This is a genomic window from Mesorhizobium sp. M0047, assembly GCF_040323315.1.
GTDB lineage: Bacteria > Pseudomonadota > Alphaproteobacteria > Rhizobiales > Rhizobiaceae > Mesorhizobium.
The window spans coordinates 36,108-59,910 of sequence record NZ_JAMYUW010000026.1; the positions used below are offsets into that span (position 1 = coordinate 36,108).

24 protein-coding genes are annotated in these 23,803 nt (G+C 63.3%); 10 read left to right on the forward strand and 14 right to left on the reverse strand.

Annotated elements, in window-relative coordinates:
• Positions 1-36 precede the first annotated feature (36 nt).
• From NKJ89_RS22695 to NKJ89_RS22720, 6 genes are all read left to right on the forward strand, one after another.
• Positions 37-819, forward strand: a complete 783-nt coding sequence (locus NKJ89_RS22695; protein WP_023762889.1) for a 3-hydroxybutyrate dehydrogenase — start codon at positions 37-39, stop codon at positions 817-819.
• A gap of 49 nt (positions 820-868) precedes the next feature.
• Positions 869-1,999: a patatin-like phospholipase family protein gene (locus NKJ89_RS22700; protein WP_352605767.1), complete on the forward strand. Its 1,131-nt coding sequence runs from the start codon at positions 869-871 to the stop codon at positions 1,997-1,999.
• A 109-nt stretch (positions 2,000-2,108) separates the two neighbouring features.
• On the forward strand, positions 2,109-2,237 hold the full coding sequence (locus NKJ89_RS22705) for a hypothetical protein (protein ID WP_352605769.1): 129 nt from the start codon (positions 2,109-2,111) through the stop codon (positions 2,235-2,237).
• A 635-nt stretch (positions 2,238-2,872) separates the two neighbouring features.
• Positions 2,873-4,048, forward strand: coding sequence for an efflux RND transporter periplasmic adaptor subunit (locus NKJ89_RS22710; RefSeq protein ID WP_352605771.1), 1,176 nt, complete (start codon positions 2,873-2,875; stop codon positions 4,046-4,048).
• A gap of 76 nt (positions 4,049-4,124) precedes the next feature.
• Positions 4,125-7,298 carry an efflux RND transporter permease subunit gene (locus NKJ89_RS22715; RefSeq protein ID WP_352605773.1) on the forward strand — a complete coding sequence of 1,058 codons (3,174 nt, stop codon included), beginning with the start codon at positions 4,125-4,127 and terminating at the stop codon, positions 7,296-7,298.
• Between the two features lie 171 nt (positions 7,299-7,469).
• A complete protein-coding gene (locus NKJ89_RS22720; protein WP_032908138.1) occupies positions 7,470-7,628 on the forward strand; it encodes a DUF3309 family protein in 159 nt (52 codons plus the stop codon).
• Positions 7,629-7,699: 71 nt separating this feature from the next.
• Here NKJ89_RS22720 and NKJ89_RS22725 read toward each other — a convergent pair whose 3' ends face one another.
• Positions 7,700-8,659, reverse strand: a complete 960-nt coding sequence (locus NKJ89_RS22725) for an SDR family oxidoreductase (RefSeq protein WP_352605775.1) — start codon at positions 8,657-8,659, stop codon at positions 7,700-7,702.
• A gap of 95 nt (positions 8,660-8,754) precedes the next feature.
• On the opposite strand from NKJ89_RS22725, the gene NKJ89_RS22730 reads away from it, so the two are divergent.
• Positions 8,755-9,663: a LysR family transcriptional regulator gene (locus NKJ89_RS22730; RefSeq protein ID WP_352605777.1), complete on the forward strand. Its 909-nt coding sequence runs from the start codon at positions 8,755-8,757 to the stop codon at positions 9,661-9,663.
• Here the strand turns inward: NKJ89_RS22730 and NKJ89_RS22735 are convergent.
• The 3 genes from NKJ89_RS22735 to NKJ89_RS22745 all read right to left on the reverse strand — a co-directional run bounded on the left by NKJ89_RS22735 (position 9,627) and on the right by NKJ89_RS22745 (position 12,018).
• Entirely contained in the window at positions 9,627-10,802 is a 1,176-nt protein-coding gene (locus NKJ89_RS22735; protein ID WP_352605779.1) for an MFS transporter, read from the reverse strand. The genes NKJ89_RS22730 and NKJ89_RS22735 overlap by 37 nt on opposite strands.
• 98 nt (positions 10,803-10,900) lie before the next feature.
• A complete protein-coding gene (locus tag NKJ89_RS22740) occupies positions 10,901-11,209 on the reverse strand; it encodes a DUF1244 domain-containing protein (RefSeq protein ID WP_352605781.1) in 309 nt (102 codons plus the stop codon).
• 11 nt (positions 11,210-11,220) lie between these two features.
• Positions 11,221-12,018 carry an N-formylglutamate amidohydrolase gene (locus tag NKJ89_RS22745; RefSeq protein ID WP_352605783.1) on the reverse strand — a complete coding sequence of 266 codons (798 nt, stop codon included), beginning with the start codon at positions 12,016-12,018 and terminating at the stop codon, positions 11,221-11,223.
• Positions 12,019-12,340: 322 nt separating this feature from the next.
• Between NKJ89_RS22745 and NKJ89_RS22750 the strand changes: the two genes are divergently transcribed.
• Complete coding sequence (locus NKJ89_RS22750) at positions 12,341-12,751, forward strand: DUF1036 domain-containing protein (protein ID WP_352605849.1); 411 nt, start codon at positions 12,341-12,343, stop codon at positions 12,749-12,751.
• Positions 12,748-14,181, forward strand: a complete 1,434-nt coding sequence (pyk, locus tag NKJ89_RS22755; protein ID WP_023762901.1) for a pyruvate kinase — start codon at positions 12,748-12,750, stop codon at positions 14,179-14,181. The genes NKJ89_RS22750 and pyk overlap by 4 nt, the downstream gene beginning before the upstream one ends.
• Before the next feature lie 6 nt (positions 14,182-14,187).
• On the opposite strand, the gene NKJ89_RS22760 is transcribed toward pyk, so the two are convergent.
• The 4 genes from NKJ89_RS22760 to ykgO form a co-directional block, all read right to left on the reverse strand.
• Positions 14,188-15,099 carry a phosphotransferase family protein gene (locus NKJ89_RS22760; RefSeq protein WP_352605785.1) on the reverse strand — a complete coding sequence of 304 codons (912 nt, stop codon included), beginning with the start codon at positions 15,097-15,099 and terminating at the stop codon, positions 14,188-14,190.
• Between the two features lie 45 nt (positions 15,100-15,144).
• A complete protein-coding gene (locus NKJ89_RS22765; RefSeq protein WP_352605787.1) occupies positions 15,145-16,212 on the reverse strand; it encodes an alpha/beta fold hydrolase in 1,068 nt (355 codons plus the stop codon).
• A 128-nt stretch (positions 16,213-16,340) separates the two neighbouring features.
• Positions 16,341-16,946, reverse strand: coding sequence for a tetratricopeptide repeat protein (locus tag NKJ89_RS22770; RefSeq protein WP_352605789.1), 606 nt, complete (start codon positions 16,944-16,946; stop codon positions 16,341-16,343).
• Positions 16,947-17,058: 112 nt separating this feature from the next.
• Positions 17,059-17,184, reverse strand: coding sequence for a type B 50S ribosomal protein L36 (gene ykgO / locus NKJ89_RS22775; RefSeq protein ID WP_006203764.1), 126 nt, complete (start codon positions 17,182-17,184; stop codon positions 17,059-17,061).
• 229 nt (positions 17,185-17,413) lie between these two features.
• Between ykgO and NKJ89_RS22780 the strand changes: the two genes are divergently transcribed.
• On the forward strand, positions 17,414-17,836 hold the full coding sequence (locus NKJ89_RS22780) for a lysozyme inhibitor LprI family protein (protein WP_023757466.1): 423 nt from the start codon (positions 17,414-17,416) through the stop codon (positions 17,834-17,836).
• A gap of 14 nt (positions 17,837-17,850) precedes the next feature.
• Here the strand turns inward: NKJ89_RS22780 and NKJ89_RS22785 are convergent, their stop codons facing one another.
• From NKJ89_RS22785 to NKJ89_RS22810, 6 genes are all read right to left on the reverse strand, one after another.
• The gene (locus NKJ89_RS22785; protein ID WP_352605790.1) at positions 17,851-18,927 is read right to left on the reverse strand and encodes a 5-(carboxyamino)imidazole ribonucleotide synthase; all 1,077 of its coding nucleotides are present in this window, start codon (positions 18,925-18,927) and stop codon (positions 17,851-17,853) included.
• Positions 18,924-19,421: a 5-(carboxyamino)imidazole ribonucleotide mutase gene (gene purE, locus NKJ89_RS22790; RefSeq protein WP_352605792.1), complete on the reverse strand. Its 498-nt coding sequence runs from the start codon at positions 19,419-19,421 to the stop codon at positions 18,924-18,926. The genes NKJ89_RS22785 and purE overlap by 4 nt, the downstream gene beginning before the upstream one ends.
• A gap of 99 nt (positions 19,422-19,520) precedes the next feature.
• The gene (locus NKJ89_RS22795; RefSeq protein ID WP_352605794.1) at positions 19,521-20,414 is read right to left on the reverse strand and encodes a ribokinase; all 894 of its coding nucleotides are present in this window, start codon (positions 20,412-20,414) and stop codon (positions 19,521-19,523) included.
• Positions 20,411-21,286 (reverse strand): MurR/RpiR family transcriptional regulator, encoded by an 876-nt coding sequence (locus NKJ89_RS22800; RefSeq protein WP_352605796.1) that lies wholly within the window; start codon positions 21,284-21,286, stop codon positions 20,411-20,413. Before NKJ89_RS22800 ends, NKJ89_RS22795 begins: the two co-directional genes overlap by 4 nt.
• On the reverse strand, positions 21,283-22,251 hold the full coding sequence (locus NKJ89_RS22805; RefSeq protein ID WP_352605799.1) for an ABC transporter permease: 969 nt from the start codon (positions 22,249-22,251) through the stop codon (positions 21,283-21,285). Before NKJ89_RS22805 ends, NKJ89_RS22800 begins: the two co-directional genes overlap by 4 nt.
• A 5-nt stretch (positions 22,252-22,256) precedes the next feature.
• On the reverse strand, positions 22,257-23,753 hold the full coding sequence (locus tag NKJ89_RS22810; RefSeq protein WP_352605802.1) for a sugar ABC transporter ATP-binding protein: 1,497 nt from the start codon (positions 23,751-23,753) through the stop codon (positions 22,257-22,259).
• Positions 23,754-23,803: the final 50 nt, after the last annotated feature.

Sequence of the window (23,803 nt, forward strand, 5' to 3'; positions counted from 1 at the left end):
TAGGCCTGCTCTTGCCGCAACCAGAGGATTCCGCCCTTGGCCACCAGGAAAACCGCAGTCATCACCGGCTCCACATCCGGCATTGGCCTGGCCATAGCCCAGGCGCTGGCGGGCGAAGGCCATAATGTCGTCGTCAATTCCTTCTCCGACACGGAAGCCGACCACGCCATCGCCGATGCCATCGCCAAACAACACGGCGTGAAGAGCGCCTACGTCAAGGCCGACATGTCGAAGGCGGCGGAATGTAGGGCACTTGTCGCCAAAGCTGCCGAGGCATTCGGGTCGGTCGATATTCTGATCAACAATGCCGGCATCCAACATGTGGCGCCGGTGGAGGAATTCCCGATCGAGAAATGGGATGCCATCATCGCCATCAACCTGTCTTCGGCGTTCCACACCGTCGCCGCCGCCATTCCGCTGATGAAAAAAGCCGGCGGCGGCAGGATCGTCAACATCGCCTCGGCGCATGGCCTGGTCGCATCGCCATTCAAATCGGCCTATGTCGCGGCCAAGCACGGCATCATGGGGCTGACCAAGACGGTCGCGCTCGAGCTGGCGCGCGACAAGGTCACCTGCAACGCCATCTGCCCCGGCTATGTGCTTACGCCCCTGGTCGAAGCGCAAATCCCCGACCAGATGAAAGCCCACGCCATGGACCGCGAGACCGTCATTCGCGAGGTCATGCTGGACAAGCAGCCGACCAAGGAATTCGTCACCGTCGAGCAGATCGCGGCAGCGGCGCTGTTCCTGTGTTCGGACGCTGCGGCGCAGGTCAACGGCACGCATCTCTCGGTCGACGGCGGCTGGACCGCCGCGTGAGGCCAGAATTTTCTCATCCCCCAACGCGGGACAGATCAAGGACGACGCCATGACCAAAAACGGCAAGGCGGAGGAGACGAAGAAGATCAACATAGCGCTCCAGGGCGGCGGCTCGCACGGAGCCTTTTCCTGGGGTGTGCTCGACCGGCTGCTGGAGGACGGCAGGCTGGAGATATCAGCGGTGTCAGGCACCAGTGCCGGCGCCATGAACGCGGTGGCGCTGGCCGACGGTTTTGTCCGCGGCGGGGTTGAGGGCGCAAGACAGAAGCTCGACGATTTCTGGCGTGCGGTGGCGGCCAAAGGCCGGTTCAGCCCGGTGCAGCGCATGCCGTGGGATGTCGCCTGGGGCAATTGGTCGATCGAGAACACGCCGGGCTATGTCTTTTTCGACACCATGTCGCGGGTGTTCTCGCCCTATGCCGCCAACCCGCTGGGCCTCAATCCGCTGCGTGACGTGGTTGCCAAGGAGATCGATTTTAAGAATGTCCGCGCCTGCAAGTCGATGGAACTGTTCATTTCGGCGACCAATGTCGAAACCGGACAGTTGCGCGTCTTTTCCGACGGCGAGATCGACCTCGACACGGTGATGGCTTCGGCCTGCCTGCCGCAGCTGTTCCGCGCCGTCGAAATCAAGGGCGTCCCCTATTGGGACGGCGGCTATGGCGGCAATCCGGCGCTTTATCCGTTCTTCAAGACGGCGGCGACCGAGGACGTGCTGATGGTGCAGATCAATCCGGTGGTGCGGGAGGGAACACCAAGGAGCGCCAATGAGATCCAGAACCGCATCGACGAGATCACCTTCAATGCGGGGCTGCTGCGCGAATTCCGCTCGATCGCCTTCGTCAAGGAGCTGATCGCCGCCGGCCGTCTGCCGCATGGCGAATACCGCGACATCCGAATGCACCGCATCGATGCCGACGAGGCGTTCAAGGACCTGTCGGCATCGTCGAAGGTCAATGCCGAATGGGCGTTCCTGACCTATCTGCGCGATCTCGGCCGCACCGCCGCGACCGACTGGCTGGAAGAGAATTATGACGCTGTCGGCAAGCACCCGACGCTCGATCTCTCAGGCGAACTCGATGACGGTTTCAAGCCGATGCGCGGTCCCGCACCAGGCTGGCGGGTCAAGGAATTCCTCGCCGTGCGCAAGAACCCAGAGGTGGTTCGCCGTCGGGCCTGAGCTCAACCTCGACACAACTCAGCTTCATCCCGGTTTCAGGGCAGGTCGATCGTCCTGATCAGGGCGGCGGCTGCCCGGCGCTGCCCTGGCGCCTTCACGGGGCCTTCGCATGAAAAAGTTCCGTATCATGCTGACGGCTACTGCCATGCTCGCCTTCACAGCACCGTTCGCGATCGCGCAAGAGAGCCAGACGCCGGCGCCCGCGCCGGTCGACGCGGCAGCAGGCCCGTCCGAATGAGGCAAGATCTACGCCGTGTTTTCGCGTACGCGCTGCGCCGACCGCCGTGTCGTGGACGACCGGCCGCGCTGGTCCGGTGCGCATTATGGTGGCACGCGCGTTCACGCCTTCAACGTCCAGAGCGGTGTCGATGGGTCTGGTTTCGGCAATCCGGGCTTGTGTTGCACGACACGCCATTTGTCCAGCTATTCCAATATTTTGCATGGGCTACCCGGGACCGACGGCTGGCATCTGGCATCGACCAAGATGGCCTGGTTCGGAAGGTCCTCGCCGGAATTCTGCACCCGGATCAAGGATCCAGCCGCCAGCAATGGCGGGCATAGCCTGCAGGATGTGGCGCTGTATGCGCGCGACGACAAATTGGCTGCCTGGGGCTGGGCCCGGTGGAGATCGCGAGTCAGCGCCAGGCTCGGCGGAAGACACATACGAGACGATCGAAAATGGATAGCGACGCGCGCATCTTGTCCGGTGGCGCAATGATCTTGCAACTTTCGGACTATATTGCGGTACAACTTTGATGTAGAAGCGCGCTTCGCCGATCACGGCAAATTGAACACGGCTTGGCGCGCACCCATATCGGCGACGCGCCCGCGTTATGAGGACGCCGGCCGAACCCGCAGTGGAAAACAACGACGATGCCAAGAATCAGGTTTCACAAGCTTGCAGCCATTGTTGTGCTCATTGGTTTCGCGGCCTGGATGGCGACAGGCGAGTTTTCGTCCGTCGGCAGCGTAGCCGCCAACAATGCCAAGGCAGCCGGAGTCGAGCAGGCCAAGGCGCCGGACGCCAACAAGCCCAAAGCGGCGGAAGCCGAGCCGAAGGCACCGCTGCGCACCGTGGCGGTGGTGACGCCGCCGCGCAAGACCTATGCACGCGCTATACGTGTTTCCGGGCTGACCGAAGCCGACAAGCGGGCGGTGCTGGCGACGCGCGTCGCCGGCGTGATCGACAAGCTGCCGGTCAAGCAAGGCCAGCACGTCAAGACCGGCGATCTGGTGATGATGCTTGCGGCGGAAGAAAAGATCTCGATGGTCGACAACGCCAGGCAATTGGTTGTGCAGCGTCAGGCCGAGTTGGAAGCGTCGCTGCAACTGATGAAGTCAGGCAATTTGCCGAAGCTGCAGCTCGACACCGCGCGCTCCAATCTGACCCTGGCGCAATCGCAGCTGGATACCGCGCAGGCCGAGCTTGACCGCAACGAAGTCAAGGCGCCGTTTGACGGCGTTATCGACAGGGTGCCGGTTGAGCTTGGCAGTTCCATCATGCAGGGCGGCGAGGTGGCAACCATCCTCAAGCTTGACCCGGTGATTGCCCGCGGCGAAGTCAGCGAGCGCGACCTGGGCTATCTCAAGCTCGGCGACAAGGCCAATATACGACTGGTCAGCGGCCAGACCGTCGAAGGCACCGTGCGCTATATCAGCCGCGACGCATCATCGGCGACCCGGACCTTCCGCGTCGAGGTGGCGATCCCCAATGGCGACGGCTCCGTGCCGGCTGGCATGACGGCGGAAATCGCGCTCAACGCACAACCGACCGACGCGGTGCTGCTACCCCGCTCGGTGGTGACGCTCGGCGACAAGGGCGACCTCGGCATCCGTGCCGTCGGCAAGGACAACAAGGTGGCGTTCTTCCCGATCGACCTCGTCGACGACACGCCGACCGGCCTCGTGCTCGGCGGCATTCCGGCCGATGCGCGCATCATCGTCGCCGGCCAGGAACTGGTGAAGGAAGGCGACCTGGTCAATCCGGTCGAGGCCGACCAGGCGACCATCAAAAAGTTGCTGGGCGAAGCTACCGCCGGCACGCAGTAGCATCGCGGTGGACTAGCCCTGGACGGGGACAATCGGCTGCGACGCAGCTCCTGCAATTCAACGACAGGCGTTAGCCATGGATATCGTCAGACTCGCAATCAACAATGCCCGCCTGACCATCTCGGTCCTGGTCTTCCTTCTGCTGGCGGGCTGGGTCGCCTATCAGGCGACGCCGAAGGAAGCGGAACCCGACGTTCCGATTCCGATGATGTATGTCAGCCTGATATACCAAGGCATTTCGCCCGAGGATTCCGAGCGGCTTCTGCTACGGCCGATGGAAAGCAAGCTGAAGAGCCTGAAGGGCCTCAAGGAAATGCGCTCGGCCGCCTTCCAGGGTGGCGGCTATGTAATGGTCGAATTCCAGCCGCAGACCAATCTGGCGACGGCGTTGCAGGACACGCGCAGCAAGGTGCAGGACGGCAAGGCCGATCTGCCGCAGGCGGCCGAAGAGCCAGTCGTTACCGAAATCAATATCTCGGAATTCCCGGTGATGGTCGTCACGTTGTCGGGCGAATTGCCCGAACGTGTGCTGACCGCCGCCGCGCGCGAACTGCGCGACCGCATCGAAGAGGTGCCCGGCGTTCTCGAAGGCTCGCTGCAGGGCTCACGCGACGATCTCGTCGAAGTCGTCATCGACCCCATGAAGCTGTCGTCCTATGGGTTGCAGCTTGATCAGCTGATCGGTGCGGTTGGCAGCTCCAACAGTCTGGTTGCCGCCGGCAACATCGAGGGCGCGGAGGGCAAATACGCCGTCAAGGTGCCGTCGCTGATCGAGACGCCCGAGGATGTGGCTGCGCTGCCGGTCGTCGCCGGCGCCAACGCCGTCGTGCAAGCCAAGGACATCGCGACGATCCGTTCGACCTTCGCCGACGCCACGACTATCACGCGCCTCAACGGCAAGCCGGCAATCGCCATCGAAGTCAAGAAGCGCATCGGCGCCAATCTGATCGACACGCTCACCAAGGTGAAGGAAGTCTCCGACACCTTCGTCAAAACGATGCCCGAGGGCATGCACGTCACCTACACGCAAGACAAGTCCGTCTTTGTCAACCAGCTGCTCGGCGACCTGCAGAACCACGTGATGATCGCCGTCATCCTGGTGTTCATCGTCATCCTTTACGCGCTGTCCGGCCGAGCCTCGCTGCTGATCGGTCTCGCCATTCCGTCGTCCTTCCTGATCGGCATCCTGCTACTGGCGATAATGGGCTACACGATCAACATGATCGTGCTGTTCAGCCTCATCCTGGCCGTCGGCATGCTGGTCGACGACGCCATCATCGTCACCGAGTTCGCCGAGCGACGGATGAGCGAAGGCATGCCCAAGGAGGAAGCCTTCGCGCTGGCCGCCAAGCGCATGGCCGGCCCGGTCATCGCCGCGACGATGACGCGCATCGCCGCTTTCTCGCCGCTGCTATTCTGGCCGGGCATCATCGGCGACTTCATGAAATACATGCCGATCACGCTGATTGTCACGCTGTCGGCCTCGATGCTCTACGCGCTGGTGTTCGCGCCGACGCTCGGAGCGATCTTCGCCAAGGCGCCGCAGCATCACGAGGATGAGCACCGCGACGGCTGGTACATGGCCGTGGTCAAGCAGGCAGTGCGATTCCCAATCACCGTGCTGGTCCTTACTGTCGTCTTGTTGAGCGGTGTGTTCGTTGGCTATGTGAAGTATGGCGCGGGTGTGGAATTCTTTCCCAGCGTCGAGCCTGATTACGGGCTGCTCTACGTTCATGCCCGCGGCAACCTTTCGCTGGCCGAAATGGACACCGCGACGAAGATTGCGGAAAACAGGATGCTCGGCTGGCCCGGCATCAAATCGGTCTATACCCGCGTGGGCAAGACGCAGGGCGGCGGCCAGGACGTTCCGGAAGATGTGGTCGGCGTTATCAACTATGAGTTCATCGACTGGCGCGAGCGCAAATCCGCGAACGATATCCTGAACGATCTGCGTGGCGTCATGGCCGGCATTCCAGGTGTCGATGTCGAGGTGCGTGTGCCGGAGGCCGGACCACCGACCGGCAAGCCGATCCAGATCAGGCTTTCGGCGATCGATCCGAAAGGGCTCGACGATAAGGCGCGCGCCGTCGCGGAGCGCATCGCCAAGGTGCCCGGCGTCATCGATATTTCCGATGGTCTGCCGCCGCCCGGCGTCGACTGGGCGATCGAGGTCGACCGCGCAAAAGCTGCGCAATACGGCATCAGCCCGACGGCAGTCGGAACCGTGGTGCAGCTGGTGACCAACGGGTTGAAGCTCTCGGAATACCGTCCGGCCGGCGCAGACGATGCCGTCGACATAAGGCTGCGCCTGCCCGAAGACCGGCGCACGTTGTCGACGCTCGACGAGTTGCGGGTGCAGACCGCGCAAGGCTCTGTGCCGATCTCGAATTTCGTCGTGCGCAAACCCGAGCCGACGGTTGGTATCCTCAACCGCATCGACGGTGCTCGAACAGTGGTCGTGCAGGCCAACGTCGCCGCTGGCGCCCAGGTCGCCGCCATCCAACAGGAGGTCACCAAAGCGGTGGCGGACATGAAGCTCGACAGCGGCATACGCTGGAAGCTCGCCGGCTCCAACGAGGACAGCGCCGAGGCCGGCGCCTTCCTCATCAATGCTTTTGGTGCTGCGATCTTCCTGATCTTCCTGGTGCTGCTGATGCAGTTCAACAAGTTCACCAGTGTGCTGATGGTGCTGTCCTGCGTGGTTATGGCGACCATAGGTGTGCTTCTTGGGCTGCTGATTACAGGCGAGACCTTCGGCATCGTAATGTCCGGCATCGGAGTCATCGCGCTGGCCGGTGTCGTGGTGAACAACAACATCGTGCTGATCGACACCTATGACCGGCTGCGGGAAGAGGGCTGGGACAAGATGGATGCCGTGCTGCAGACCTGCCGCGAGCGCGCCCGACCGGTGGTACTCACGGCGGTGTCGGCCATTCTCGGCGTGCTGCCGATAGCCTTCGGCCTTGGCCTCGAAATCTTCCATCACGAGACGACGATCAACGCGCCGTCGACGCAGTGGTGGATTTCGCTGTCCTCGGCGATCGTCTTTGGCCTCTCCTTCGCCACCTTGCTGACGCTGGTGGTGACGCCGTCGATGCTGATGATCTTCACGCGCAGCAAGAACAGTCGCTTCTACGCGTTTTTTCGCCGGCTGTTCCGGCGCGGCAAGGGCGAGGTCTCGTCGACCGATGCGCCGGGGCAGGATGTCGGAGCGGAGCCGGAGATCGCCTTTCCAAAAGCCGCCGAATAGACCACCTGTCTGCGTTTCTCTGACGCAAAGGCCGCCCGGAACAACCGGGCGGCCTTTGCATTGTTCTCCCAAGAGCAATGCGAAGCGTTGTCTCCAGGAGCGACGTGAAGCGTTGTCTCGGGTGCAACGCAAAGCGTTGTCACCGGAGCAATGTTGTGCAGGGAGTTTGCCATGCCGATCACCACCATTATCATCATCGTCCTGGTTCTCGTCCTCATTGGCGCCGTGCCAGCCTGGCCGCATTCGCGTTCCTGGGGTTATGGGCCGTCGGGCATTGTCGGGGTGGTGCTGGTGGTGCTTCTGGTGCTGGTGTTGATGGGAAGGGTTTAGTCCGTCCTTCCCGGAGAGACCTCTCGATGTAAAGAGATCGGGCAGGCAGCCATGGCTGCCGGCCGGGCGTGTCAGGCAGCTTTCGCAGCGCCGTTCACGGTGGCGATGCCGATATCCTCAAGAGCTTCAGTGACCGCCTGATCCAGCGGCGTGTGGGGGATCGCACCGATGATGCCTTCCAGCCGCGTCGAAACCAGTTGATGCGGCTCGAAGCGCAGATAAGACATCGACACGATCTCGCGCCACATCGCCACGAACGGGCTGCCGGCGCGCAGCACCCACCACGGCATCGAAGTCATCTTGAGCGGGTGACCGAGCGCCTTCTCTGCCGCGGCCTTGAGTTGCCGGTCGGTGATTGCATGGCCGGGAAGGTTCAGGGCTTCATAGGTGCCGAGCTTGTCGAGGTTCTGCGCCAGGCCGACGAAGGCCTTGGCGAAGTCCGGCAGGTAGGCCCATTCATGCACGACATCGACTGGACCAGGAGCGGTGTAGATGCCCTTGGTCATCTTGGCGGCGACGACCAGGTCGAACCATGAACCGCTGCCGGTGCCGCCGAAGAAGTCGCCGGCGCGCAAGAGAATGGTACGCACCCGGCCGGCGTCGGCCTCGCAGCGGAACAAATCCTCCATGGCGCAGCGGATGCGGCCCTTCTCTGTCGTCGGGTGGAACGGCGTGTCTTCCGTGATCACCGCCGGCATTGGCGAGCCGTAATTGTAGACGGTGCCGGGGAAGAGGTGCAGCGTGTCATTCGCATGGCAAGCGGCCATGACGTTCTCGGCCATCGGCAGGCACTTGCCCCAATCGGTGTAGATCGGGTTGAGGCCGTTGAAGATAATGTCGACGCCTTCCGTCGCGCGGATCAAGCCCTCGCGGTCGAGCGCGTCGCCGGCGACCGCCGTGGCGCCGTTGAGTTCGGTCGGCACCTTGCCGCTGCGGGTGATTGCGCGGACATCATAGCCGGCATCGATGAAGGCCTTGGCGACCACGCGGCCGAGCCGGCCATTGGCACCGAGAATTGCGATCTTGGTCATTTCTGGTCTCCGCGTTTGTGTTTGCAGCCTGAATATGATCGCTCCGCAAGTGAATTGAAATTGACAATGATTGGCGCTCTGATATTCATAAATGAATGGGCGAATTCGATTGGAACCTGATCAAGAGCTTCGTCACCGTGGCGGAAACCGGCAGCTTGTCGGCTGCCGCGCGAAAACTGTCGGCGAGCCAGCCGACACTTGGCCGCCACGTCGCCGAACTGGAGCAGGCGCTGGGTGTCACGCTGTTCCGGCGCGGGCGGCGCGGTTATGAACTGACGGAAGCCGGCAGCACGCTGTTTGAACGCGGCAAGGCAGTCAGCGAGCAGGCAAGCGCTTTTTTACTGCTGGCGCTGGGATCGGTCGAGGCAATCGAGGGCACCGTGCGTATCGCCGCCAGCGAAGTTGTCGCCGCCTATGTGCTGCCGGAGATGACGGCGCGGCTAGGGATCGAGGAGCCGGGTATCGAGGTTGAGATCGTCGCCTCCAATCAGGTCGAGAACCTGCTGCGCCGCGATGCCGACATCGCTATCCGCATGGTCAAGCCGGCGCAGAATGAACTGGTGGCGCGCAAGGTCTGCGATATTCCGCTCTGCGTCTGCGCGGCAAAATCCTATCTCGACCGCCGTGGCCGCCCGCTGGAGCCATCCGGCCTTGTCGATCACGATCTGGTCGGCTTCGACCGCAGCGACGAGATCATCAGGGGCTTCACCCAGTATGGCATCCCTGTTACGCGGAGCAGTTTCCGCTTCAGGGCCGACAACCAGATCGTCTTTTGGGAGGCGGTGCGGGCGGGAAACGGCATCGGTCTCGGCCAGCAGCCGCTGGTCGACCGTGATCCATCGGTGGAGAAATTGCTGCCTGGGCTGCCACTGCCTGATCTGCCGGTATGGCTGGCCATGCATCGCGACGTGCGCACCAGCGTGCGTATCCGCCGCGTGGCAGATTTCCTCTACGAAGAGCTGAAACGCTATTCGGCCGGCGCGGCAGCGAATTTGGCGCGGTGAGCAAGCCCGGCCATCGACAGCACGACGATCAGCAGCCCCGACATGGCTACGAAGATCGGGCCGAAGCTCGAATGCTCGGCAACGAAGCCGATCGCCGACGGCGCCACCAATATGCCGGAATAGCCCATGGTGGTGACGACGCTCATGCCGGTGCCCGACGACATGCCTTCCTGATTGCCGCCGGCAGAAAAGATGATCGGCACCATGTTGGCGATGCCGAAGCCGCACAGGGCAAAGGCGGCGATTGCAAGCCAGGGCGAGGGCGACAGTCCGGCGATCAGCATGCCAGCAGCCGCGACAACCGCCGAGCCGCGTAGCGTCGTGACCGCGCCGAAGCGGTTGCGTACGCCGTCGCCAAAGAACCGCATGATCGCCATGACACCGGAAAAGGCAGCATAGGCGAGACCGGCGATGGCAAGGTCTGCGCCGAGTTCCTGCCTGAGATACAGCGCCGCCCAGTCGAGCACCGCGCCTTCGGAGATCATCGTCAGCAGCGCCATCAGTCCGACGAGGTAGACCAGCGGGTTGGCCGGCAGCGTGAATTTGTGATGCCCGGCCGCCTGCGGCCTGTTCTCGCCGATCAGATAGCCAACCGCCACCGCGATCACCGCGAAGGCGAGCGCAGTCACCACCGCCGCGTGGGCGAGATGGCCGTAGGTCTGGATGACGAAGCCGCCGAGGCCGCCGCCTGCGAAACCGCCGAGGCTCCAGAAGCCATGCGACGACGACATGATGGCGCGGGAGAGCCGCCGTTCGACCACCACGGCATTGGCGTTCATGGCGACGTCCATGCCGCCGATCGAGCCACCGAAGATGAACATGGCGATGGCTGCAAGCGGCACATTGGGCGCCAGCGCCACGACCAGCAGGCCGAGGCTGCCACAAAGGCCGAACCAGCGCAGCACGTTGCGCGAACCATGTCTGGAGATCAAATGGCCGCACCAGGTCATGGCGGCGACGGCGCCGGCTCCGAACAGCAGGATCAACAAGCCGAGCGTGAATTTCGAGATGTCGAGCCGGGTCAGGAACACCGGAATCTGAGGCGCCCAGCTGCCGGTCAGGAAGCCGTTGGCAAGAAAAATGGCGGCGACGGCCCATCGTCCGCGAATGGCTGTCTGCATGGCTGTTGACGCGTTCATAAGGCGAATCCGGTCAGAAAATGGCTTCGCGCGGCAAATTAGATCGATTCAATTTCCAGTCAAGCGCTCTATTTCGAAAGCGTTTGGGCCAAGCGGGCTTAGTGGTCCTTGGGGCGCTGTGCCTCGAACTCGGCCTTCTTGGCGTCGGAGGCCTCAGTCTGATTGAGTGCCTGCCATTGCGCATAGGGCATGCCATAGACGATCTCGCGCGACTGGTCCTTGCTGAGGTCGACGCCCTCGGCATTGGCCGCGTCTCGATACCAGTTCGACAGGCAGTTGCGGCAGAAGCCGGCGAGGTTCATCAGATCGATGTTCTGCACGTCGCTGCGTTCGCGCAGATGTTGGACCAGCCGGCGAAAGGCGGCGGCCTCGAAGTCGCGCTTCTGCTCGTCGCTGAGTTCGGTCATCGAAACCTCCGTCATAGCGGCCCGGTGCGCGAGCCGAACATCTTCACGACATGTATATCGGGACGGCGATTGATCGCGTCAACGATCAGCGCCAACCGTTCGGCCCAGTCGAGCGCGCCCTTCTGGTCTGCTATCAGATCCTGGCGGATTTCGATCAATGCATGAGCGAAGCCGTTGATGATGGCGTGCTTGTACATGGTGTCGCCGCGCAGCGCGCCGTCATAGGGTTCATTGTCGCCGACGACGAGGTTCTCGTCCTCGGCCAGCATATCGATCAGCGGGCGTGCCACCCGGTCGTCGAGGTCCCACAGGATGCCGACATGCCAGGGACGCTGGACCCCTTGCATGGCCGGCGTGAAGGAATGCACCGACAAGATGAAGGGCGCCTGCGCAGAGGCCCGCGCGACCGAGGCAATCACGGCGCCGACGGCATCGTGATAGGGCCGGTAGAAGCCATCGAGCCGCCTTTCGCGCTCCTCGGGAGCGATGGGGTAATTCCCGGGCACCACAGTGCCGTCATAGAGTTGGCGAATAAGCGTCGGATCGTCCTCGCCGCGGTTGGGATCGATCAGCAGCCGCGAAAAATTGGCGAGCACCGCCGGCACGTCGAGCAAAGCGGCCAGTTCGCGCGTTACCGTTTCGACGCCGATGTCATAGGCAATGTGGCGGTCGAACTCCGCCGCCGGCAGGCCGAGCCTGCCATAATCGTCGGGCAGGTCGCGGCGGGCATGGTCGCACAGGAGCACGATGCCTCGCTTGCGGTCGCCTTCGACAATATCGCAAGGCGCGAAAACTGTGGATCGGGTCATTGTCGGGAAATGGTCTGTTCGCTGGCTTCCGGGGAGGGTGCTATCGTCATTCCACGAAGACGACGCTTGCGCAATGCCGTTGTTTGGCCAAGGTTTCCCTGGAAATCTGGCAGAGGCCGGCGAATTGTGCGCCGGAGCCTTCTAAATCGATTGGAATTGGACAAAACGGTGCGTTGACATGCGCCCGGACTTTTCCGAAAAGGGGCGCAGAGAGATGCTGATGTGGTTCTTGAGGGGTTTTCGGATGAGTTCCGCTGGCAGGCAGCGCATGCGCTCTGCCTTTGCCACGCCGCTCTTGATCCTTGCCGTCGGCCTGTCGGCGATGGTCGTGGCCTCGCCGGCGCGCGCCGATTTCCGCGTCTGCAACGCCACGCAGAATCTGGTCGGCGTCGGTATCGGCTATCGCGCCAAGGCCGGCTGGATCACCGAAGGTTGGTGGCACATCGAGGGATCGAGCTGCAAGACGCTGATCGAAGGGCCGCTGTCATCAAGGTTTTACTATCTTTATGCAGAAGACGCCGAGCGCGGCGGACGCTGGGACGGCCCGATCAACATGTGCGTGGCTGAGAAAGAGTTCAAGATCGCCGGCGTAACCGACTGCGTCGCACGGGGCTTTCAGCGCGCCGGATTCCAGGAATATGACACGGGCGAACAGGGAAACTGGATGGTCCAGCTGACCGATGAGTCCACAACGGGAGGCGCTCCAGCCGCCCCGGGAACAAACAGTCAATGAGACGTAGCCGCAAGGTCAAGATCCTAGCCACCATCGGTCCGGCCTCCTCGTCGGAGGAGATGCTGAAGAAACTGTTCGAAGCTGGCGCCGATGTGTTCCGCATCAATATGAGCCACACCGATCACGAGCTGATGCGCACGCTGGTCGGACGCATCCGCACTGTCGAGGAAGCGGTCGGCCGGCCGATCGGCATCCTGGCCGATCTGCAAGGGCCAAAACTGCGCGTCGGCAAGTTCGCCAATGGCAAGGAAGTGCTGACCGTCGGCCAGACCTTCACGCTCGACGACAATCCCGAACCCGGCACCTCGACCAGGGTCTATCTGCCGCATCCCGAAATCCTGACCTCCGTCGAGGCCGGACATCGCCTGCTGATCGATGACGGCAAGCTCGAATTGAAGGCGGTGAGAAGCGACGGCAAGTCGATCGTCTGCACCGTCGTCGCCGGCACCACGATCTCCGACAAGAAGGGCGTCAGCCTGCCCGATACCGACCTGCCGGTCGGCGCGCTGACCGAGAAGGACCGCAAGGACCTCGATGCCGTGCTGGCCACGGGCGTCGATTGGGTCGCGCTGTCCTTCGTCCAGCGGCCGGAGGATCTTGCCGAGGCGCGCAAGATCGCGCGCGGCCGGGCGCTGATCATGGCCAAGATCGAAAAGCCGCAGGCCGTCGCCCGGCTGGCGGAGATCATCGAACTGTCCGACGCGCTGATGGTCGCCCGTGGCGATCTCGGCGTCGAGATGCCGCTCGAGGCGGTACCCGGCATCCAGAAGCAGATCACGCGCGCCGCGCGCCGCGCCGGCAAGCCGGTGGTGGTTGCAACGCAGATGCTGGAATCGATGATCACAGCACCGGTGCCTACCCGCGCCGAGGTGTCGGATGTTTCGACCGCAGTCTTCGAAGGCGCCGATGCCGTCATGCTGTCGGCGGAATCGGCGGCGGGCGCGTATCCCGTCGAAGCCGTAGCGATGATGAACCGTATCGCCACCAAGGTCGAAACCGATCCGACCTATGCCGGCATCATCAACGCACAGCGTTCCGAGCCGGAAGCGACCGGCGCCGACGCCATTTCGCTGGCCGCCCGCGAGATCGCCGAGACGCTGAAACTTTCGGCGATCATCACCTACACGGCGTCCGGCACCACCGGCCTGCGCGCCGCCCGCGAGCGTCCGCAAGTGCCGATCGTCGCGTTGTCGCCGATCGTCAACACGGCGCGCCGGCTGTCGCTGCTATGGGGCACGCATTGCGTCGTCTCACCCGACGCAATCGATCTTGACGACATGGTCGACCGCGCCTGCCGCATCGCCTTCGAGGAAGGCTTCGGCAAGCCCGGTGACCGCGTCATCATCACCGCTGGCGTACCGTTGAGGACGCCGGGCTCGACCAATATGCTGCGCATCGCCTATCTGGGATCGGAAGCGGCCGGCCGGTAAGCCGCTTCAACGGCGGTCGCCCCGGACCCGGCTAATCGCCATCCGTTGGAGTGGTGCAGCAAACCATTCCGCAACGCTTCGGATCATGGCCGGGACATGGTCTGGGTCGTCGACGAGTTCAGCCAACTCGGACAGACGATGGACGCCGGTCAGGATGGAGATACGTTGGCGGTCCAGCACGCGTCCGGTCGCGATTTCATACGCGGCGACTATTCGCGCGGTAAGGTCCGGCGCGATAAAATTCGAGTAGATGAACTCCTGGTGCAACGCGCCTATGCCTGAATCGGCAAAGTCGTAGAGTCCGTTGAGCCTCATTCGCGCATGATCGAACGCCATGTTCCAGCCATGCCCGTCGAAGAATCCATAGATAATCCCGTGCGGGTCCGGTGGCAGACTTTCGTATTCCATCAGGGTTGCCTCGGCGCGGGCGAGTAGCCGAGGCGCCAGCAAGGGCAGCGCCTTCGCGCGGATTGCGCTCGGTGCCTGCCAGGTGCCTACCGGCTCGGCGCCAGCGGTCGCCATCTGGTTCAGGTCGAGCCGATGAAGCTCGGCGTAAAAGCGGCCCAGATCGTTGCCCAAGCGTTGGCGGGCATGTTCGGGCAATTCTTCATATCGTGCTGCCAGCAGATGGTCCCCTTTCAGTTTCTCATGTCTGGAGAACAGAGGCGGCCCCTCGTGGATGCTCATGGCGGGGACCGGCATCGACAGGCAAGGGCGGATCAGGGCCAGCAGGGCGGCTTCACTGAGAAGCGCTCGTTCAGCAACCTTGTGACGCGGGAACTTGAACACCAGCCTGTCGTCGACATCGACCGCCGTCGAGTGCCAACCTGCCGTCATCAGCCGGAAGCTTGAAGTCTCCAATTCCGGGAAGGCACGAATTATTGCTCGTGAGAATGTGTCCAGGTTCGGTTCAGGCATGGCCGTGTTGTAGGGGAGCTTCCCAGCCACGTGAAGGGACGGCGGTCAGGTCGGTGCAAGCTCTGCTTCCGGCTGCTTGAGATCGGCGCATTTCCCGACGCCATACAGATCGCCGGCGATCCGGGCTTCGACGCTTTTGGCGATAATCCGCAGGTCGACATCCTTGCCGGAGACCTTCTCGATGGCACCAACGACGAGATCGGGCGCAATCCAGTCCGGCTTGTGGCCGAGATTATGCACCCAGACGAGTTGGGCGCCCGGTATGTCGCGCTGGAGCCCGATCGAGTGAATCTCCGCATAGACGACCTTGTCGCGATCACCCGAAATGACCACGGTCGGGGCCTTGATCTGGTTGTAGTGCGGTGCGGCGCCAAGGGCATAGCGATAGAGCCCGGCGACATCGGTGGCGTTGGCACGAAAGGCCGATGGTCGCAGGACCAATGGGATGGAGGCCGCGGCGAGATAGTTGTCCGGCACCATGTTGGGCGAGAAGACGCAGGTCGTGGCGTCTTCCATCCGCAGCGTTCCCGTCGGATAGATCAGCGTCTCGGAAAACAGCCAGCCGATCACCGGAATGGTCGTCAGATCGTAATACCAGGAGGTTGCGCCGCCCGGCCACGGATGAGTTGCCGGCGCGAGAAAGACCAGGCCAAGCGTCTTGTCGGGATGCTCGCGGCCGAAAGTCGATGTCACCACACCACCGAAAGAATGACCGACGATAACAGCCTTCCTGATGCCCAGACGGTCCATCAACGCAGCGATGGTGTTGGCCTGAGCCGCCGGGTCTTCGTTGTTGCCGCGACCACGGCCCGACCAGCCGTGGCCTGGCCGGTCGAAGAACAGCATTTCGGCGTGGCCTTCGAGCAATGGCCGCAGCGGCAGCATCTGATCCCTGAGATTGGCGCTGGCGCCGTGGATGAAGACGATCGGCGGCAGCTCGGCGTTCGCGGGGCCCGGAATGTGGACATAGTGAATGCGGGCGCCATCGATGTCGGCGAATTCACCAATCGACGGATTGCGGCGTTCGATAAGCCATGAACCGGCGCGGGTGATGCCGACAAAGCCGAAGACAAGCGCCATCAGGAAGGCAAGGGCGGCGTAGATCAGGTTCATGGGGGAGATACGGGGATGGAGGGGGATAAGTTGTGCAGTAGCGAATAGGGAATAGGCAGTAGGCAGTAGGCAGTAGGAATGTGCGTAACGCGATCTGCGCCTACTGCCTAATCCTACTGCCTATTCCCTTAAATGCCTTCTCCAGCAAGCTCTTCCGAAAGCGTGCCGACCTGGTCCTGGGCGCTGCGCATCATTGGATAGATCGCCAGAACCTTCTGCCAGGCCTCGAGTGCCGATTGCTTGTGGCCGGTCAGTGCCATGATCTGCGCCAGGCCGGAGAGCGCGCCGAAATGGCGCGGCTCGAGCTGCAGCGTATGGTCGATGTCGGACATCGACTTGCCGTAGTTTTTCATCATGAAATGCACGGTGGCGCGCCTATTCCAGCCTTCGGCATAGGTCGGCTGTAAGATCACCACCTGGTCGAGGAAATCGAGGGCGACGTCGAACTTCTGACTTTCGATGGCCTTCTGCGACCACTGCATCATCAGATCGATCGAGGCGCTGCCGGATTGAGACCACTCATTCCAGATGTTGCCGGCAATACGCTCGGCTGCCTTTTCGTTGCGCTCGCGCTTCAGGTCGTTGAACAGCTGATCGAGACGGGCCTGCCTCGTCGTTGCCACCGGCGGCACGTCCTTGCTGGCCGGCGGCACGACAGCGTCATCCGCGCGCGCCAGGCCATAAATGGCGCTGGAAACAAGCAGAGACGTCAAAAATGCAAAAAGAATCCGCATCGCCGGACTCTAATCCCGGGCGGCGGAACGTCAAACTGAATTTGGCGTGAAAGGGCCGGCAGGCGGGCAACAAGCATCAATGGGCGGAGGCAACAGCCTCCAGCCCGAAAACTCAGCCCTGGCGTGCCTTGTAGCGCGGAGCGGTCTTGTTGATGATGTAGATACGGCCTTTGCGGCGAACCAGCTGGTTGTCGCGGTGACGCGCCTTCAGCGCCTTGAGCGAATTCTTGATCTTCATGGTCTTGCCTGTCGGTGTGGACCCGGTTCGGGTCGAAATTTTAAGGCGCGCCAGAAGACGCGCCTTTGAACTGTGGGTGGCTCATAAACGAGGAGCCTTGTCCGTGTCAACCGCAAGCGTGCTCCGTCTCTCCATATCATCAAATATCCGCCATGTCTGCCTTGCGGCATTGCGCGGGCTCCAGTCGGCTGGGATGATGCGCCCGCCATGAAGTGATTTGGGGATGGATATGCGCCGAATTTTCCTGTCCGCCTGCATTCTCGTGCTGGCGGGAGCCTCGGCTGCCCGCGCGCAGGAGTGCGACCGCAGCGACGACAGCCAGCAGATGATGAACATCTGCGCCGGCGAGGATTACCAGGAGGCCGACGCTAGGCTCAACAAGGCCTACCAGGATCTCATCAGCGCGGATGACGCCGACGGCAAGAGACTGCTGCAGGTGGCGCAACGCGCCTGGATCGCCTTTCGCGATGCAGAGTGCGCGCATTCCACCGCAGCCAGCGCGGGCGGTTCGATCCATCCGATGGAAGTTTCGCAATGCCTGGCCAGGCTGACCAATGATCGCATCGAGCAGCTCGCGGCCGCCGCCAATTGCGAGGAAGGCGATGCCAGTTGCGCCAGCCCCGACCAAGACGAGAGCGACGACGTGCAGTAGGCCTGTTTCGGGGGTTAGGCGCGACGGCTGATCCGGGTGAAATGGCCCATCTTGCGGCCGGGGCGTGCTTCGGCCTTGCCATAGAGATGCAGCATCAGGTCCGGCTCGGCGAGCAGGGCTGGAACACGCAGCACATCGTCGCCGATCAGGTTCTCCATCACGCAATCGGAATGACGCTGGGGATTTCCAAGCGGCAGGCCGGCGACGGCGCGGATGTGCTGCTCGAACTGCGAAACGATGCAGGCCGCTTCCGTCCAGTGGCCGGAATTGTGCACACGCGGCGCGATTTCATTGGCCAGCAGCGAGCCGTCGGCGAGCACGAAGAACTCGACGCCGACAACGCCGACATAGTTCAGCGCCGACAAGATCCTCGATGCCGCTGCTCGCGCCGCTTCCGCCGTTTCGGGCCTTATGCGGGCCGGCAGGGTCGACGTATGGAGAATGCCGCTGCGGTGGACGTTCTCGGCCGGGTCGTAGGCGGCGACAGCGCTGTCGATGCCGCGCGCGGCGATCACGGAAATCTCGCGCTCGAACGACACGAAACTTTCCAGGATCAGGGGCACATTGCCCATCGCCTCGCAGGTGCCGGCGAAGCCGCCGGCTTTCATATTGCGGAAGACGCGCTGGCCCTTGCCGTCATACCCCATGCGGCGCGTCTTCAGGATGCCGCTGCCATCGAACGCGTTCAGCGCCGCCGCCAGCTCGTCATCATTGTCGACCGGGAGGAACTTCGCGGTGGCAATGCCGATGCCGTTGAGGAATGTTTTTTCGCTCACCCGGTCCTGCGCCACTTCCAGCGCGCGCGTCGGCGGATAGACAGGAACCTTGGCTGCCAGCGCGCTGGCGGCCGCAACCGGTACATTCTCGAACTCGTAGGTGACGACGGAACTCGACGCTGCCAGTTCGGCAAGGGCTGCCGGGTCGTCATAGGGGGCCGCTATCTGCCGGTTGGCGACCTGCGCCGCCGGGCAATCCGCTTGCGGCTCCAGCACCACGGTGCGGTAGCCGAGACGGGCGGCAGCAATTGCCAGCATGCGGCCGAGCTGGCCGCCGCCAATGATGCCGATGGTCGATCCGGTGGCCAGGCTCACGGCGTATCCGTCGGTTCGGTGGCGACCTTGGCGGTTTGCGCGGCCCGCCAGGCATCCAGACGGACGGCAAGCTCGTCATCGTTCAGCGCCAGCACGGCAGCGGCCAGAAGGGCTGCGTTGGCGGCACCGGCCTTGCCGATGGCCAGCGTTCCCACGGGAATACCGGCCGGCATCTGGACGATGGACAGCAGTGAATCCTGCCCGGAAAGCGCCTTCGATTCCACCGGCACGCCAAACACCGGCAGCGGCGTCATCGCCGCCGTCATGCCGGGCAGATGCGCGGCACCACCGGCGCCGGCGATGATCACCTTGTAGCCCGCTGCCTTGGCGCCCCTGGCGAAATCGTAGAGCCGGTCTGGAGTGCGATGCGCGGAAACGATCAGCCGCTTGTGTGGAATGCCCAGGGCTTCCAGGGTTTCGGCCGCATGGCGCATCGTCGCCCAGTCGGACTGGCTGCCCATGATGATGGCGACGTCGGCGCGTTGATCGTCCAAGTCCGTGTTTCCCGGCGACAAAGGCGCGCCTTAGCGGAATTCGCGCGAAGCCGCAAGGATCGGCGGCCGCCGCAGCGGTTTGGCAAGAGGGAAACCAGGTCAGATGCCGTCGCGCTCGGCCTCTGGCGTCGAGACCAGCAAGGCCGACGCCGCATTGGCGGCGGTAACGGCCGCCCGCATGGTCTCCCCACGGGCAAGCGCCGCGGCCAGCGCACCGACGAATTCATCGCCGGCGCCATGCGTGCTGACGACCTTGACCGGGATGGCCGGCAGCGCAAAGGCCTCGCCGGTCCGATCACAGCAGGCGACACCTTCGCCGCCCGCCGTGACAATCGCGATAGGGCAAAGATCGGCCAGCAGCCGCGCGGCTTGCGCGGCACCGTCCAGCGTCTCGACGACCGCCATGCCGGCCAGGAACTCCGCCTCGATGGCATTGACCACCAATATGTCGACCAGTGCGATCAACTCGCCGGAGAGTTTGCGCGCGGGGGCGGCGTTGAGCACGACTCGGCCGCCTTGCGCCTTCGCCGCGCGTGCGGCGGCAATGTTGGCCGCTTCCGGCACCTCGTTCTGCAGCAGGAGCACCGCCGTTTGGGACATCATTTCGGAAGCAGCGGCAATATCGGCATCGCCCAGAGTGAGATTGCTGCCCGAGACGATCACCGCGCCATAATCGCCGCCCTGGTCGAAGATCGCCACGCTCATTCCGGAACCGGCACCAGCGGCCACCCGCACGAAACGACGATCGACCCTGGCGCGATCGAGATTGGCCAGCAACGCCCGCCCGAAATCATCGTCGCCGACCGCGCCGATCATCGCCGCGCGCACGCCGGCCCTTGCCGCCGACACGGCCTGGTTGCCGCCCTTGCCGCCGCATTTCGGGTGCCAGGCATGGCCGGTCACCGTCTCGCCCTTGCGCGGACGGTCGGGCGCGTCGACCATGATATCGTAATGCAGGCTGCCGAACACGGTGACCAGCGGCGCTGTCCTCATGAGCCCCGGTCTTTTCGTTTCGATGTCACCGCCGACATGGTGCGGCCGAGATTGCGCTCCGCCGCCTGATAGTCGCGCTGCGCCACCGCGACGAACAGCGCATCGAGGATGTTGAGCTGGGCGATACGCGCCGCCGCGTTCTCGCCCATTAATGGCGATCCCTGCGCGGTCGAGCACAGCACAATGTCGGCCACTGCAGCCAACGGCGAGTTGTCGTAATTGGTGATGGCCAGCGTCCTTGCGCCGTTCTTGCGGGCCAGTTGGATGGCGTCGATGACGGCAGATGTGTTGCCCGAATGCGAGAAGCCGACGGCGATATCATCGCCGCCGAGCAGCGAGGCCGACATCAGCATCATGTGCGAATCGTCGTAGACGGATGCGCGGATGCCGATGCGCAGGAACTTGTGCGAGACGTCGCGCGCAATCTGCGCCGAGCCGCCGACGCCGTAGAAATCCCGGTTCTTCGCACGGTAGAGAAGCTCGGCGGCGCGGTCGAAATCCTCGATGTCGAGGATCGCCAGTGTTTCCTCCAGTGCCTGGATGGAGGTGCGGAACACTTTTTGCACGATCTCGGCCGAACTGTCGTCGGATGACAGTTCCTGATGCATCTCGGCGGTCGGCAGGCGGCTGTATTCATAGACGGCGGTGCGAAAGTCGCGATAGCCGGAAAAACCGAGCTTCTTGGCGATCTTGACCACCATTGCCTCGGACACGCCGGCCTCCTCGGCGATCTGCTTCAGCGGGATGCTCTCGTCAAAGCCGCGCCGGCCAAAGACGGTTTCCACCACCTTCGCCTCCAGCGGGGTGAGATGCGGCATCATCATGCGGATCCGCGGTCCTACCGCTTTCAGGTCCAGCCCGCTCAAGGTCATCCACGCCCCCTCGTCACGCGATCGATAAGCATCGCGGCGAGGATTATAAGACCAGTTGCCAGAAGCTGATAGAAGGACTGCACGTTCATCAGCGTCAAACCGTTGCGCATGGCGCCGAGGATGACGGCGCCCAGGATGGTGCCGACGACACTGCCCTTGCCGCCCATCAGCGAGGCGCCGCCGATGGCGGCAGCCGCGATAGCGTCGAGTTCCCAGAGATTGCCGAGGATGGGCTCGGCGGCACCGAGTCGGCCTATCAGGATTTGCGCGGCAAGGGCCGCCAGCAGCCCGGAGATCATGTAGGCGGCGATCTTGGTGCGGGCGATCGGCACGCCGGCGATGTAGGCAGCCTCCTCATTGCCGCCGACGGCGAGCAGATATTCGCCGAAAGGCGTCTTCTTCAAAACGATCCAGGCGACGACAGCCACCAAGGCCACGATGATAACCGCCAGCGGCAGCCCGAACAGCAAGCCGTTGAAGACGGAGCGAAAGCTTGCGGGCAGGCCGAGCACCGGATTGCCGCCGGTATAGATCAGCGCCAGTGCCCGGTATGTGCTGAGTGTACCCAATGTGACGATGAAAGGCTGCAGCCCGACATAGGCGACGAGCACGCCGTTGATGAGGCCGCACGCAAGACCAATGGCGAAGCCGGTGGCGATGGCGAGCGGAAACGGCACGCCGGCGACCATCATCGAGGCCGAGATGACGGCCGAGAGCGCTGCCGTCGGCCCGACCGACAGGTCGATGCCGCCGGAGATGATGACCAGCGTCATGCCCAGCGCCAGGCAGGCATTGATGCTCGACTGTTGCAGGATGTTGATCAGGTTGCGCTCGGCGAAGAAGCCTGGCACCAGTGCCCCGAACACGGCCAAGATCACGACAAGGCCGATCAATGTGCCGGCGTCGCGCATGGAGACCCCGCGCATGAATTCGGCCCGTGGCTGCACCAGAATGGTATCCGACATATCCGTCACCTACTGTCTTGAGTCTGCGGGATGGCGTGCGCCGCGATCGCCTGTTCGCTGATGTCGTCCCTGTGGAGTTCGGCCGCGATCGAGCCGTCGCGCATCACCAGCACGCGGTCGGCGAGCCGGATCACCTCGGGCAGTTCGGAGGAGACGACGATGACACCGTGGCCTTCCCGGGCGAGCTCCTCGATCAGATGATAGATCTCCGCCTTGGCGCCGACATCGATGCCGCGCGTCGGTTCGTCGAACAAAAGGATGCGTGTTCCGGCCGCAAGCCAGCGGCCGATGATCGCCTTCTGCTGGTTGCCACCGCTGAACAGGCGGATCGGCCGATCGAGCAGGAATGGGCGCAGGTTGACGCGGCCCATCTTGTCGATTGCCACCCGTTTCAACCTGGCGTGATCGATGACGCCGCGCGGCGCGAATACGCCCATCGAGGCCAACGCCATGTTGCTGGTGATCGAGCGCAGCGGCACGATGCCCTCGCGCTTGCGCTCCTCCGGCACCAGGCCGATGCCGGCGGCAATCGCATCGCGCGGGCTGGAGAATCGCGTCGCCTTGCCATCAATTGCGATCGTACCGGCGGTGGCGCGGTCGGCGCCGGCCAGCAACCGCAGTAATTCGGTGCGGCCTGAGCCGACAAGGCCGGCAATGCCGAGCACCTCGCCACGATGCAGTTCGAACGACACATCGCGCACCTTCGTTGTCGAGGAGAGCCCGCGCGCGCTCAGCATCACCTCATTCGAGGCGTGAGAGGTATGCCGTTCCTGCGCCAGTTCGCGGCCGACCATCATCGCCACGACCGCCTTTTCCGACAGGCCTTTCAGGTCGACGGAATCGATGACCACGCCGTCACGCATGATGGTGGCGCGCCGGCAGATGCCGAACACCTCGTCCAGCTTGTGCGAGACATAGACGACGGCGACGCCGTCGCGAGCGAGACCGGTGATGACTTGTGCCAGCCGTTCGAATTCGCTCGGCGTCAGGCTCGATGTCGGCTCGTCCATGGCGACGATGCGGGCACGGTCAAGCAGCGCGCGGGCGATCTCGACGATCTGCCGTTGCGCCACCTTCAGGGTTCCGAGGGGAGCGGCCGGGTCGATGGACGGGTCAATGGCTGCAAGAGCCTCGGCAGCGCGGCGCTCCTGTTCCCGCCGGGCGACGAAGATACCGCCGCGCGTCAGCGGTTGGCCGAGGAACATGTTCTGGGCGACGCTGAGGCGCGGCACCTGCTGCAATTCCTGGTGGATCATGGCGACGCCCGCGGCACGCGCGGCGACCGGATTGGCAAGCGTCACCGGCTTTCCGTCGATGAGGACGCTTCCCGCCGTCGGTCTGTAGACGCCCGACAATATGCGGAGCAGCGTCGACTTGCCGGCACCGTTTTCGCCGAGCAGACCGTGGATTTCACCGGCACTGATCGAGAACGACACGTCGTTGAGCGCCCGCACGGCCGGAAACAGCTTGGAAATGCCTTGGAATTGCAGCCGGGGTGACATTGGGTTCAATCTCCGGGCAACGGTGCCGGCCGGGAGCGAACTGCTCTGGC

Bases quoted from the DNA above. Each gene is read 5' to 3' on its own strand.
- NKJ89_RS22735 (WP_352605779.1), bottom strand. From the start codon at position 10,802: ATGAACGCGTCAACAGCCATGCAGACAGCCATTCGCGGACGATGGGCC.
- NKJ89_RS22780 (WP_023757466.1), top strand. From the start codon at position 17,414: ATGCGCCGAATTTTCCTGTCCGCCTGCATTCTCGTGCTGGCGGGAGCC.
- NKJ89_RS22810 (WP_352605802.1), bottom strand. From the start codon at position 23,753: ATGTCACCCCGGCTGCAATTCCAAGGCATTTCCAAGCTGTTTCCGGCC.
- NKJ89_RS22750 (WP_352605849.1), top strand. From the start codon at position 12,341: ATGGTCGTGGCCTCGCCGGCGCGCGCCGATTTCCGCGTCTGCAACGCC.
- NKJ89_RS22715 (WP_352605773.1), top strand. From the start codon at position 4,125: ATGGATATCGTCAGACTCGCAATCAACAATGCCCGCCTGACCATCTCG.
- NKJ89_RS22765 (WP_352605787.1), bottom strand. From the start codon at position 16,212: ATGAACCTGATCTACGCCGCCCTTGCCTTCCTGATGGCGCTTGTCTTC.
- NKJ89_RS22805 (WP_352605799.1), bottom strand. From the start codon at position 22,251: ATGTCGGATACCATTCTGGTGCAGCCACGGGCCGAATTCATGCGCGGG.
- NKJ89_RS22710 (WP_352605771.1), top strand. From the start codon at position 2,873: ATGCCAAGAATCAGGTTTCACAAGCTTGCAGCCATTGTTGTGCTCATT.
- NKJ89_RS22725 (WP_352605775.1), bottom strand. From the start codon at position 8,659: ATGACCAAGATCGCAATTCTCGGTGCCAATGGCCGGCTCGGCCGCGTG.
- NKJ89_RS22800 (WP_352605796.1), bottom strand. From the start codon at position 21,286: ATGACCTTGAGCGGGCTGGACCTGAAAGCGGTAGGACCGCGGATCCGC.
- NKJ89_RS22760 (WP_352605785.1), bottom strand. From the start codon at position 15,099: ATGCCTGAACCGAACCTGGACACATTCTCACGAGCAATAATTCGTGCC.
- ykgO (WP_006203764.1), bottom strand. From the start codon at position 17,184: ATGAAGATCAAGAATTCGCTCAAGGCGCTGAAGGCGCGTCACCGCGAC.
- NKJ89_RS22720 (WP_032908138.1), top strand. From the start codon at position 7,470: ATGCCGATCACCACCATTATCATCATCGTCCTGGTTCTCGTCCTCATT.
- NKJ89_RS22705 (WP_352605769.1), top strand. From the start codon at position 2,109: ATGAAAAAGTTCCGTATCATGCTGACGGCTACTGCCATGCTCGCCTTC.
- pyk (WP_023762901.1), top strand. From the start codon at position 12,748: ATGAGACGTAGCCGCAAGGTCAAGATCCTAGCCACCATCGGTCCGGCC.
- NKJ89_RS22730 (WP_352605777.1), top strand. From the start codon at position 8,755: ATGGGCGAATTCGATTGGAACCTGATCAAGAGCTTCGTCACCGTGGCG.
- NKJ89_RS22770 (WP_352605789.1), bottom strand. From the start codon at position 16,946: ATGCGGATTCTTTTTGCATTTTTGACGTCTCTGCTTGTTTCCAGCGCC.
- NKJ89_RS22795 (WP_352605794.1), bottom strand. From the start codon at position 20,414: ATGAGGACAGCGCCGCTGGTCACCGTGTTCGGCAGCCTGCATTACGAT.
- NKJ89_RS22740 (WP_352605781.1), bottom strand. From the start codon at position 11,209: ATGACCGAACTCAGCGACGAGCAGAAGCGCGACTTCGAGGCCGCCGCC.
- NKJ89_RS22700 (WP_352605767.1), top strand. From the start codon at position 869: ATGACCAAAAACGGCAAGGCGGAGGAGACGAAGAAGATCAACATAGCG.
- NKJ89_RS22745 (WP_352605783.1), bottom strand. From the start codon at position 12,018: ATGACCCGATCCACAGTTTTCGCGCCTTGCGATATTGTCGAAGGCGAC.